General features: G+C 55.3%; 12 protein-coding genes. 4 read left to right on the top strand and 8 right to left on the bottom strand.

From position 1 onward, the window contains the following. Positions 1-79: 79 nt before the first annotated feature. The 6 genes from IE151_RS01895 to IE151_RS01920 form a co-directional block, all read right to left on the bottom strand. Positions 80-475 (bottom strand): NADH:ubiquinone oxidoreductase subunit NDUFA12, encoded by a 396-nt coding sequence (locus tag IE151_RS01895; RefSeq protein ID WP_189487294.1) that lies wholly within the window; start codon positions 473-475, stop codon positions 80-82. Between the two features lie 81 nt (positions 476-556). Beyond that, positions 557-1,021, bottom strand: coding sequence for a GNAT family N-acetyltransferase (locus IE151_RS01900; RefSeq protein ID WP_189487296.1), 465 nt, complete (start codon positions 1,019-1,021; stop codon positions 557-559). 2 nt (positions 1,022-1,023) lie between these two features. Continuing rightward, the gene (locus IE151_RS01905; RefSeq protein ID WP_244636565.1) at positions 1,024-1,521 is read right to left on the bottom strand and encodes a GNAT family N-acetyltransferase; all 498 of its coding nucleotides are present in this window, start codon (positions 1,519-1,521) and stop codon (positions 1,024-1,026) included. Continuing rightward, the gene (gene gatB / locus IE151_RS01910; protein WP_189487298.1) at positions 1,518-3,020 is read right to left on the bottom strand and encodes an Asp-tRNA(Asn)/Glu-tRNA(Gln) amidotransferase subunit GatB; all 1,503 of its coding nucleotides are present in this window, start codon (positions 3,018-3,020) and stop codon (positions 1,518-1,520) included. The genes IE151_RS01905 and gatB overlap by 4 nt, the downstream gene beginning before the upstream one ends. Positions 3,021-3,125: 105 nt before the next feature. Next, positions 3,126-3,557 (bottom strand): CBS domain-containing protein, encoded by a 432-nt coding sequence (locus tag IE151_RS01915; RefSeq protein WP_189487300.1) that lies wholly within the window; start codon positions 3,555-3,557, stop codon positions 3,126-3,128. A gap of 75 nt (positions 3,558-3,632) precedes the next feature. Next, complete coding sequence (locus IE151_RS01920) at positions 3,633-4,337, bottom strand: rhomboid family intramembrane serine protease (RefSeq protein WP_189487302.1); 705 nt, start codon at positions 4,335-4,337, stop codon at positions 3,633-3,635. A gap of 330 nt (positions 4,338-4,667) precedes the next feature. Between IE151_RS01920 and IE151_RS01925 the strand changes: the two genes are divergently transcribed. Beyond that, positions 4,668-5,261: a PAS domain-containing protein gene (locus IE151_RS01925; protein ID WP_189487304.1), complete on the top strand. Its 594-nt coding sequence runs from the start codon at positions 4,668-4,670 to the stop codon at positions 5,259-5,261. A gap of 195 nt (positions 5,262-5,456) precedes the next feature. Further along, complete coding sequence (locus tag IE151_RS01930) at positions 5,457-6,062, top strand: PilZ domain-containing protein (RefSeq protein ID WP_244636566.1); 606 nt, start codon at positions 5,457-5,459, stop codon at positions 6,060-6,062. A 44-nt stretch (positions 6,063-6,106) separates the two neighbouring features. On the opposite strand, the gene IE151_RS01935 is transcribed toward IE151_RS01930, so the two are convergent. Then, positions 6,107-9,340 carry a DUF3971 domain-containing protein gene (locus tag IE151_RS01935; protein WP_210310850.1) on the bottom strand — a complete coding sequence of 1,078 codons (3,234 nt, stop codon included), beginning with the start codon at positions 9,338-9,340 and terminating at the stop codon, positions 6,107-6,109. A gap of 306 nt (positions 9,341-9,646) precedes the next feature. Between IE151_RS01935 and IE151_RS01940 the strand changes: the two genes are divergently transcribed. Further along, positions 9,647-10,114, top strand: coding sequence for a peroxiredoxin (locus IE151_RS01940; RefSeq protein ID WP_189487308.1), 468 nt, complete (start codon positions 9,647-9,649; stop codon positions 10,112-10,114). A 97-nt stretch (positions 10,115-10,211) separates the two neighbouring features. Next, on the top strand, positions 10,212-11,501 hold the full coding sequence (locus IE151_RS01945; RefSeq protein WP_189487311.1) for a M23 family metallopeptidase: 1,290 nt from the start codon (positions 10,212-10,214) through the stop codon (positions 11,499-11,501). An 11-nt stretch (positions 11,502-11,512) separates the two neighbouring features. Here the strand turns inward: IE151_RS01945 and IE151_RS01950 are convergent, their stop codons facing one another. Then, positions 11,513-12,115, bottom strand: coding sequence for an ABC-type transport auxiliary lipoprotein family protein (locus IE151_RS01950; protein ID WP_189487313.1), 603 nt, complete (start codon positions 12,113-12,115; stop codon positions 11,513-11,515). Between the last annotated feature and the right edge of the window lie 12 nt (positions 12,116-12,127).

A 12,127-nucleotide genomic window follows, 5' to 3' on the forward strand; every position in this document is an offset into this window, starting at 1 on the left:
ACTCTCCTTATCAGAATACTTGACGGATAAGCCTCGTAACCGCTTCATACGTCAAAAACGAGGCATGCTAGCCAGCAGCTTAATCGCCAGGTGTCCAGGCGTCGTAGTCGCCGGTGACGCGCGGACGCGTACCGTTGCTGGTCATTGATCCCTTGGGGCGATAGGCCTCCGGCGAACCGGTCAGATTCGGCTTGTGCGGTTTCTGCCACTCGCGCGGCTGATATTCTTCCTGGCTTGGCGCAATATCGGTTCGATGGTGCATCCAGCCGTGCCAGCCCGCAGGAATAGCCGAAGCTTCTGCATAACCATTGAAGATGACCCAGCGACGCGGACGGCCTTCATTATCTTTCGGACCTTCGTAATAGCTATTACCGAATTCGTCCTGACCGATCTTATTACCAAAGCGCCACGTGTAGAAGCGCGTTCCGATCGTCTGTCCGTTCCACCAGGTGAATACCTGCTTGAGAATGCTCATCTCACGGTCCTCGCAAACGGCATAAAGCCGCCATAGTCCTTCAATTCCTGCGCAGGGCTTTGCACCCGGCACAGCTTTATGTCAATCGCGCAGTTTCATTTTGAAGCCCGCATGGCTATGCGAAAAGCCCAGGCGTTCATAAAAACGGTGGGCATCCACACGGACATTGTTAGACATAAGCTGTATAAGACGTACGTCTTCACTTTTTGCCTTGTCGATCGCGAATGTGATCATTCTGGCACCGATCCCACGACCGCGCATCGTGCTTTTCGTCTGCACCGCTTCGATGATCATGTTCCTGGAGCCCCGTGCCGTCATCGACCTGACGAAGGTCAACTGAAACGTTCCCACCACCTGGCCATCCATCTCAGCAACGTAAAGCGTATCATTGGTGCTCTGCTCAATTTCGATGAATGCGCGACGATAGCCGGGCAAGGCATCTGCGCCTGTAGTGTCACCATGACCGCCTAGCGCATCATCGGCAAAGAGCGCAACGATTGCTTCAACGTCGCTCTTTTTAGCCTCGCGGATAATTAGCTCGCTCACTTTCAGTCCGCCCAGAGAATTGGTCGCTCAAGCGTCACGGTCGTGAAGCCTTCCATCGGTCCTGGCTCCGACTTTACGCGGGCGAAGCCTTGAGCCAGGCAATAGGAGATAGCACGCACATTCTGCTCCTCAACTTCGAGGCGGATGCGTTCAGCGTCGGGAAAGCAGCCCTCTATCTCGTCGAGAAGGCCGGTGCCTATGCCCTGCCCCTGCAACTCCGGGAGCACATAGAGCTGGCGCAAGATAATTGTCTTGCCACCGTCAATCGCTTCGGCGAAGACCACACCGCCGATGCGCTTTCCGTCGTCAGCCAGCAGGAATTCCGACTGCGGCTTCTCGATGTATCGCGAAAGAACACTGATGGAATGCCACTCATCGGTAATGCGCGCCACGGCATCTGGACCGTAGATCATGTCATAGGTCGCGTGCCACGTCTCCGCGAGTAGCGAGCGCACTGCCGCCAGATCGCTCTTGGCGACAGTGCGTGCAAAGAACATCATTCGACAATTCCGAGCTTTGTCTTGACGAGATCGTTAACTGCTTGCGGGTTGGCCTTGCCGCCAGTTGCCTTCATCACCTGGCCGACGAACCAGCCGGCCATGGAAGGCTTTGCCTTGGCCTGTTCGGCCTTGTCCGGATTGGCGGCGATGACATCCTCAACAGCCTTTTCGATAGCACCAGTATCGGTAACCTGCTTCATGCCGCGGCTCTCGACGATCCCGGCAGGGTCCCCACCTTCGTTCCAGACGATTTCGAACAAATCCTTGGCGATCTTGCCGGAAATCGTGCCCTGCTTGATGAGATCGATGATCGCACCAAGCTGTTCTGGCGAGACCGGAGACTCTTCAATATCCTTGCCAGCCTTGTTCAGCGCACCGAGCAGATCATTGATGACCCAATTGGCAGCAGCCTTGCCGTCACGTCCCTTTGCAACGTTCTCGAAATAATCGGCAATCGCTTTTTCGGATACGAGAATCGACGCGTCATAGGCCGATAGCCCCATCGAATTGGTCAGGCGCTCCCGCTTGACATCCGGTAGTTCCGGCAGGTCCTTAGCCAGATCGTCCACATAAGCCTGATCGAATTCGAGCGGCAAGAGGTCCGGATCCGGGAAATAGCGGTAGTCATGTGCTTCTTCCTTGGAACGCATGGACCGCGTTTCACCCTTGGTCGGATCGAAGAGACGCGTTTCCTGCACGACGTCTCCACCATCCTCGATAAGCGCGATCTGGCGGCGAGCCTCATACTCGATGGCTTGACCGACAAAACGGATCGAGTTGACGTTCTTGATCTCACACCGCGTACCGAACGCACCGCCCGGTCTGCGCACGGAAACGTTGACGTCGGCGCGCATCGAACCCTCGTCCATGTTGCCGTCGCAGGTACCAAGGTAGCGCACGATCGTGCGCAGCTTGGTAAGATAGGCCTTCGCCTCATCAGACGATCGAATGTCGGGCTTCGACACGATTTCCATCAGCGCCACACCGGAGCGGTTCAAATCGACATAAGACATGGTCGGATGCTGATCGTGCATGGACTTGCCCGCATCCTGCTCCAGATGCAGGCGCTCGACGCCGATCTCGATCTCCTCGAACGCGCCTTTATTATCGGGGCCGACGGATACCTTGACGACGCCTTCTCCGACAATGGGCTGCTTGAACTGCGAGATCTGGTAGCCCTGGGGCAAATCAGGATAGAAATAGTTCTTGCGATCAAAAACGGACTTGAGATTGATCTGGGCATTCAAACCAAGCCCGGTGCGGATCGCCTGACGCACGCATTCCTCGTTGATGACAGGCAGCATACCGGGCATGGCCGCATCGACGAGACTCACATTATTATTCGGTTCGGCACCGAACGTCGTAGACGCACCTGAAAACAATTTGGCTTCGGAGGTGACTTGCGCATGTACTTCCATGCCGATGACGATTTCCCAGTCACCGGTCGCGCCAGAAATGAAGCGTTTCGGATCGGGTGTGCGCGTATCAACAAGGGTCATGGGTCATCCGAGAAAAAGTGTCATGTCAGATTGCTCCGCACTGGCTAGTCCAAAGCGGGCCGTGGCGCAAGATCGTTGCGCCTCAGAATCCCCGTTAAGTGGGCATCAGGCAGAAGCTATGTATGCTTTCATATGCTCAGCCTCCTGCTCGACTTCGCTGATCCGCCATTTTACGACGTCGCCGATGGACACGATGCCATCGAGCATGCCGTTCTTCTCTACAGGCAGATGACGGAAGCGACCATGGGTCATGACGCGCATCAAATCGTCCAGCGTATCCTCTTCCTTGCAGGTCTTGACCGCACTCGTCATGACGCTGGCAACCGAGTGCGACCCGACATCCGCGCCATGCTTGGCCATTGCACGAACAATATCACGCTCCGACAAGATTCCGACGATGCGCCCATCGACTCCCAAAACGACAAGCGCACCGACGCCCTTTTCCGCCAGAAGCGTAACGGCATCTACGAGAGTTTTAGTACCTTCGATAGTAAAGACACCATGGCCTTTATCTTCCAGGATCAGTCTGACTGACATGCTATCCTCCACCTTGTCCCTCATCCATGGTGCGACTAGTTGAAGGAGAAGGCAAGATCATAAGCTGCGGCAAACTTAGGCGTAGCTTCGGTCTCGACGCGGCGTAAAGGCGTCAATGACAAGAAAACCGGCAAGAAAACCGCCGACATGAGCTTCCCACGCGATCTGCGAAACATTGCCACCTCCTACACCCACCATGCCCGTCACAAAGTTGACCGCGAACCAGATCAGCACGAAGGTCAGAACTGGTCGGTAGCGCAGGCATTCGATATGGCCGAGCGGCTCGCCCTGAAAGGCCGGCATGCGGCCCGAACGGTCGATCTGGAAGCCGAAACGAGCCGCAGCTCCCATCATGCCTGAAATTGCACCGGATGCCCCGACAACCGGCACCATTTCGCCCGTGTGCAGGAAATAGTGGAGCGCTACGGCACAGAGCGAAGAAAAAAGCCAGAAACCCAGAAAGCGCGCAGTGCCTAGTCGGGTAACCAGCGGCGAACCGAAGGCGGCGAGCCAAACAGAATTAATGATGAGGTGCGCCCAGGATGCATGAAGAAAGGCGTAAGTGAATGGCGACGTGAGCCACGACATGTCCCACCCGCCATATTCCGGTAGATAGCGCGCAGGGATGAATGCCCCATAAAGCATCATCGCAATGTATCCATCGCTGTCGAGAACATATTCCTGAAGGATGAAACTGAACGCGCAAATGGCGATCAAGGCCGTGATGATGCCGGGAATATTGAAAAGCGGCTCGCCGCGCCCGCCTGTTGAATCGTTCATGAATGTCTCTCGGTGCTGGAGATGCTCGTGCAGGATAAATGGTAAAAAAAGGCCGCCAGGTCAAACCGGGCGGCCGAGTTCCACTGCACAACGAACTTGGAGGTCTCCAGGAACAAATGTCTGTTCCCACTGGATAATCAAGTTGGCCCTCATCTTACGCGAACCGGCGGGGAGCGCAACAGTAAGCTTTTATTAACCTTAATTCGTAAGTTTCATGAACAAAGAATTAATACACCTGTGCCGCGCGGCGCATTTCAGTCATAAGATTAGGTCAAATCTATAAACAAGATATGTTGCGCGAACTCTGCGTAACCGCGGCGGACATTATAAATGTATCTTCAAGGCTCCCTGAATCTTCTGCAGCAGTGGGAAAGATGGCGCGGTCGGAACGTGGTGCCAGCACGTCACGATATTAAGCCGCTCGACGTCAAGACGCTGCTGCGCGATATGTTCATTCTGGATATTGATGCCGATGCACACGTTAATTTTCGTCTTGCCGGTACGAGGCTTTGCTCGGCCTTTGGACGAGAACTCCGCAGTACCGCTTTCGCAACGCTGTGGCAGCGTATCGACCAGCCCGTAATGCTTAACAAGCTTGGACGAGTGATCACGGATCGCGAAGCAGATGCGCTCGATGTCGTCGGCGTAACGGGCACAGGACGCGAAGTTGCTTACGAAATTGCATTCTTCCCCTTGCTGCGCGAAGGCGAAACGCACCACGTTCTCGGCCTGGCTACGCCAAAGGCCCTGCCATATTGGTTCGCCTCGGAACTTCTCCTCGGATTTCGCAGCCTCTCCGCCCGGACGCCTAAACCGGATTTTCTAGATGTCCGCGAACGTGTCTCACGCGGTCGCCTACCCCCGATGCACATCAATGCGCGGCAGGTCGGCCACCTAACGGTGTACGACGGCGGGAAGTCATAAGTAATCCTCCGAAATCTGAAATGATTTTAGCTATTTAGCTCTTACTTAGGAAAATGTAGGCGAAGGCTCTTTCCCTGTAACTTACCCTACGTTAAGACGAACCTGCCATAGTACCCTCACCTACGGAAAGACGTAGCGACCAAGGCTGATGGCTTTCAGAGCATGACGAGACGGCTGGTGAGGATTGAGACTAAAATGATGACAAACCAGATACAGATCGACGGAGGTCTTGCCGAACGGCGCCAGAATCAACGCGTGCGTATCAACGTCACGGGGCGCTACATGCTGGAGGACCATCAAGATTACGAATGCCTCGTTACCGAAATGTCGCGTGGAGACATGCTACTGCAAACGGCCAAGGTGGGAAATGTAGGCGAACGCGTTATAGTCTATCTTGATCATTTCGGACGCCTTGAAGGCACGATCGAACGCATTCTGGCCGACGGCTTCAGCCTGGCCGTGCACGGAAGCGATCACAAGAAAGATAAGCTCGACGCCCAACTGAACTGGTTCATAAATAAGGACAAGCACGGACTTCCTGAAGATCGTCGCCACGCACGTATGGCCCCGAAAAATTCGAACAATGTTCTGCGCTTGGACGACGGACGCGAGTATCATTGTGAGATCATCGATCTGTCGCTTTCGGGTGCCGGTATCCGGCTCGAAATCCGCCCGTCCATCGGGACACATGTTGCGCTCGGCTCAATGACGGGAAAAATAGTGCGCCATTTCGAAGACGGCGTCGCCATCCAGTTCGATGATGTTCAGGACCAGGAGACCTTAGACCAGAACTTCCGTTAATTCATTCAGTTAGGAAATTCTCCTAATGTACCCACTGAAGATCCTCATCTATATTCAAAGATCGATCTGAAGATGCCGGGCGCAACCGCCGATAGCGGATTCAACTCCAACGTCGGTGAGTCGAACAAGCCGGTAAGGCGATAGGTGACACCGATCAGCCCCCGGTCGCGACCATTGCCGAGCAGCGCACCGATTACCGGAATTTCGCCGAAAACGCGATTGAGCCCGTAGGCGGGCATAAACGTGCCTGTCATGTTAATCCGGTTGTTCGCGTCGATAAGCGTTCCCTGGAAGGTAGAGCCGATTTCCGGTCCGCGTACTACGCCCTGACTAATATCGATACGGCCGCCCGAAAAGGAAAGGAGCGCTTCCCCACGCTGAAACTGTACGCGCGTCGTATCCAACTGGCGATTAATAGCCTGATTGAGGCTCCGTTTGTCGCCAGGCGGTGTGCCTGAGACGAGAGACTTTAACTTTGGCTCGTTGACGACGAGAAAATTGTCTATTGCGAGTTGGCCGCCATAGCTGCCCCGTCCCGACTGCGACAACGCAAAAAGCATGCTTCCGCCCTGTACGTTGCGATAGAGATCCGTGAATGAAAGCGCAGCGCCTGCGTCGCTAGTCCGCACGACAAGTTGCTTTCCTCCATTTTGCGCCTCGACAAGCGCACCTGAGGGAAATACGCCCCGCATTGAAACGACCCCTGTCACTGGATGCGTACCGCTGTAATCGAGACGGAAACCATTAATGCTCTGCCCTCCAAAGCCGCGCAAGGTTTCAATGTTTGCGGAAATGCTCGTTCGCACGGCCTCGTTTGAGTCGCCTCCGCTACCGCCAGTACCAGGTGCCGCCAGATAATGTTTGATAAGCGCTCGAGCATCCAGCGCGCTGCCATTAGCCCCAATTCTATAGCCACCCTTGGAGCGGGCGATCGTAACGGAGAAATTATCGCCATCATTGAGCTTGGCACGTGTGAGCTTCGCCTCGATCAGACTTCCTTTGTTCAAAGCGATCTGGCCGGAAGCGCCGAAGGACTTCCCGACGAGATTGAAATCCTGCAACGTCTTTCGATCACCGTCCTGCACGAGATTAAAACTCGCTTTGGCTGCGACGCCTTTCCCCTTGCTCCATCCTATCCATGGCAGGGACAATGTAGCGTTCGCCATGTCGATCGTCACAGCGTAGCCGCCTTCATCACGAAGACTTGCCTCGACATTGACCGGACCGCTGACCATCTCCCCGAGTCCCGGAACGAGCTTATCACGGTTTTCATCGCTGAGTGACAAAGTCACGCTGCGTTTGCGCGCCACGGCGTCTTTTCGTACCGGCTCAATAATATTGAGCTTACCCTTGACGCCGTTCAAAGATGCGTCTGCCGTAATTTGGGCCTGCTGCGGATCGACGACCAAAGTTCCATCCGCGTCCGCGATCGAGATGCCGTCAAATGGTTTGACGATTGCAAGTTTCGAGAAATCAAGAGCAACGCGCCAGGCCAGCGGCGGCATGTTCTCCACACGCGTGAGAGGCACATCGGCAACGACTCGACCTTTCGCTGTACCCGAAAGGTCCTCTGGTTGGAAAGGAAGGTCGCGAAATGCATTGAGCGGCGCCTGTGCCGCGATGCTGGCAAGTGCATCGACATCCCCCTCCAAATCAATTTCAAGCTTACCGATCAGCGGACGCTGCCCTGCATCGCGCAGCGTCAACGTCCCATTTCCCGCCTTCACTTTCTTTCCCTTGGCATCCACAACGCCGCTTGCCAGCGCAATGTCCACATCGCTGCCCTGAAACGCTATGCGTCCAACGGCTTCGTTGACAGGAGGCAGATCGCCGACGATCGAAAAACGTGTATCGGTGACGTTGAACACGCCGCTGATTTCGTTCCTATCAAGGGGAACACCATTTCCAAGCCGCCCCGAAGCAACCTTGAAGTCAATTCGACTATCCGAGACATAGCCTTCGAAGAGATTATCCAGCACCCAGATCCGAGCACCACGAGCCGAGAAGAAGGGCCAGAGCTGTTTGACATGGCTTACAGGCATGGACGGAATGTCGAGCGTTAGCTCAATTGCAGGCGCCCCTTGCCCAAAGGCAACCCGCCCCTCTGCATAAGCCTCGCCGCCTTTGGTTCGGATTGCAATATCGTCAGCCGCAATGACATTTTTCGAGGGATCGTAGGTACCGGCGATCCTTCCGCCGAGCGGCAAGACCGGCTCGCTGGAATCCAGTGGTGACAGGCTCGCATCGTTTGTGATGAGTTCGAAACGGTAACGCGGTGTGTCCTGCGCAGAGACATCCGGCCCGATCGCACCATTGAAATTGAAATTCGACCGCCCTGTACGGATGGAAAGACTCTCGACCTCGACCTTACGCGCACCGCCTGCCAGAACGGCTCTGAAATCCACAGTCGCGGGGAGCGCATCCTGATCACCTAGATCAACCGTAACATCCGTCATGCCGCCGCTAAGCTCGATCCGCCGCCCTTCGAGTTCGTCGGCATTCTCGCCCTTGATCCGTACATTGAGGGAGCCGACGCCCTTGCGCGCCGTGATATCTTGATTGGTAGAGAATATCTGGCTCGCCTTCAGCCGGTCCGCTCCCGCTGGCGTCAGCGCCATTTCAAAACTGCGGATCGCATTGTTGCGTTCGCCAGCCAGTGCGAAGCCTTCCAGCTTGAAGACATTCTTTCCTGCCAATAGATCGACACGCAGATCCAGTCTGCCCTTCTGGTCATAGTGCAGATTGGCATGTCGAAGGACCAAGTGCCCGAGGCCGGTTGTGGGGCTGACATCGAGTCCGACATTTTCCAGCGTGACTTCCGGAATCGTACCGCGGCGCATAGCACGAAGACCGTTATCGAGGCCATTCAGAATAACTTCCAGGCCCCTGTCAGGATCGAGCAACTGGTTTTCATCACGTATTTCAGCCAGCCACGGCCGCGAATCTTCTTCCCCTTGCGGCATTTGGGCCAGGGAAAGCTTCGCATCGCGGAACGTCAGGCTCTGAGCCATGACGTCACCGTTTAGCAAGGGCCTCAGGCGCAAGCGCACATCAACCGTACCGACATCGGAGAAAACGGTATTTGTCTTCTTGTTGGTGAGAACGACGTTATTGACCTGAATTGCGAGAAAGAAACCGTCGTCGAGCCAGACGCGCGCTGCGCCGACATCGACATCCGCATCCTCGCCCGCAAAGCGCTGAAGAATACTCTCCGCCTGAGACTGAAGACGAGCTGCGCCCCAAGGGGTCTGGGTCAGCACGAAAGGTATAGCAATCAACAGTATGATCAGTCCGACAAACGCAGACAAAAGCCAGAACAACGGTCTTTTGCGGAAGGGCCGCTTACGCCCCGTGTTCATCTCGTCCGTCACAAATCCGCGCCACGCACCTGCAGGTTTGTATTACAGGAACGAAGCGCTTGAACCGCGCTCCGAATCCCTTTTGTCTAAGCTGTACCCGCTGACCAAATGCACGGCAAATTACAAAGGCTTAATGAAACGGATTTCCCCGCTTCACTCGCCTCTCGCATCATGCAAATGACTGTCGGGCTGCGGCGAAGAAAAACAGAGAAGAAGGGCAATGATATGACGCAACTCGAAGAAGGCCGCAAAGCTCCGGATTTTTCCATAAAGCTGACGGACAGACGAGCCGCGACGCTCGGGAGCTTCGCTGGCAAACCACTTGTCATCTTCTTCTATCCGAAGGACAATACACAGGGTTGTACGCTGGAAGCCAATGAATTCAGCGCCCTTCTCCCCGAGTTCGAGCGCGCGGGCATACAAGTCATCGGCGTCTCGCCGGACGATCTTAGTAGCCACGAGAAATTCTGCCGCAAGCACGATCTGAAAATCACGCTAGGCTCCGATCCTGAACACGCGATGTTGGAAGCGTATGGAGTGTGGAAGGAAAAAAGCATGTATGGGCGCACCTACATGGGAGTAGAGCGCACAACCCTCCTCCTGGACAAGGACGGGACCATTATTCGTCTGTGGCCAAAGGTGAAGGCGGCCGGACATGCAGCGGACGTATTGGAAGCTGCTCGCATACTTTAACAATCCTTGCATACGGCTCCGGCTGGACAGGCTTTATTAACCTTAACAGTCGATGATTGCCTTGACCTAAAGGCAAGCAGTCAGAGGCTCCTCATCCGTGGCCAATCCAGCGCATTCCAGCGTCTTCGAGAAACGTCGCGAGCCGCACACGATCATCATCGCGCGTGGTGAAAAATTGTACCATTTCACGGTACGACCCTGGTTTTTCATCTTCACCTCCATTCTCCTCGCGCTCGTTGCCACAAGCGTGATTTTGTCTGCGGGTTACCTGATCTTTCGTGATGACCTCGTCGCGGCGACAGCAACACATAACGCCCGCATGCGCCAAGGATACGAAAGTCGCATCGCTCTTCTCCGCGCCCAGCTCGACCGCGTCACCAGCCGTCAGATCCTGGATCAGGAACTGATGGAGACGAAGGTAGCCGAGCTTTTGCAGCGCCAGATCAATCTGACTGAACGCCAAAACAAGCTTGCACCATTAATTGGCACCGCTGACGCGTCGCAATTTGCAGAAGTTGAGGATACGCCGCTCGACTTTGCTGCACCGGACAACGATCGAGCGACGCCTGCCCTTGTTCCGCTTGGACATACGCCGACCGTACAGCAATCCGATCCGTTCTCTCTTCTGCGCCTCGGCAACGAGGAACCGAATAAGAACGACAAATCCGCGCTACTCACGTCGGGCGATGAAGCAGACCGTCTATTTCTATTTATCAATAACTCCCTCAAAGAAATTGAAAAGAAACAAGAAAAGCGTCTAAGCATTCTCGTCGAAAATCTCGTAGGAAATGTGGAGCAGATCGAGGCTGCATTAAAGTCTGCCGGACTCACACGCTACATCAGCCTCAGCGCTGACGAAGCGGTTGGAGGGCCTTACATCGCAATTGACGACGATGCCGGCTTCGAAACGAAGGTCTCTCAACTTGACCTTGCTCTGATGCAGTTCGACAGGATGGTGGGCTATGCTCGCCAATTTCCGCTTGCTAATCCTAGTCCTGGCACCCCTGTCAGCAGCACGTTTGGGGTGCGTCGCGACCCGTTGATCGGACGACCCGCCATGCATGCCGGTATGGATTTCGCCGTACCGACAGGAACGCCGGTGAGAGCTACGGCCGAAGGTACAGTGGTCGCGGCTGGCTCGAATGGCGGTTATGGCAATATGATCGAGATCGAACATGCTAATGGCTTCACCACGCGTTATGCGCATCTCAGCCGCATCACCGTCAGCGAAGGCCAGAAGGTCGGGACAGGTGACTTTATAGGGCACAGCGGGAATACGGGACGCTCGACGGGCCCTCATCTACATTACGAGATCCGTCGCGATGGCGAGGCGGTCAATCCACTGCCCTTCATCAACGCCGGATACAAGATCAGCGGAATTCTGTAGCGGCTACAGGATCAGAGACTGTCGATAACCCATTGAGTCAGCTCTACGGCAACTTGCGCAAAAGCGCGATCGATAGCGTTGGCATAAGCGTCGTTACCGCCAGCCTGCATGGAAGCGCGTGCAGTGAAACTGCGCGATGCAGCGACCTGGCCATTGCGGTCGTTGAGCAGCCGGGCATAAATTTCGACATTTGCCGTATTGCCATTATCGACCGCCACATCAAAGGCACGAATTTCCGTCTGTACCTGATAGTCGATTGCCAACCCCTCGCCCGACTTGCCGACGCCACGGAACTTATCGGCCTTCTGCAAGGTTTCGATCAGCTTGGCCTGCACAAGCGGCGGAAGGCGGTCCGCCCACTGGGCACCGCTCAAATAGGAAATCTCCGTCGGCCGCGGCTGAACAACGATTCGTTCGCCATCATAAGCTTTCAGAGCCGTCGGCTCCGTCACAAGAAGCTGCACACCCGAGCGAACACCGCCGCTATAAGTGGAGGCCGGAGAGGATAATGAGAACGTGTCGAGCGCCGCAGGGCCCGCGCCAAGCAGGGCACATCCGGAAAGAAAATTTCCAGCCAGAAGGATGGCAATGACGAGGCCGGACGTTTTCACCATGCGACGATCCTC

The sequence above is a fragment of the Limoniibacter endophyticus genome (genome assembly GCF_014652835.1).
GTDB classification, from domain to species: domain Bacteria; phylum Pseudomonadota; class Alphaproteobacteria; order Rhizobiales; family Rhizobiaceae; genus Limoniibacter; species Limoniibacter endophyticus.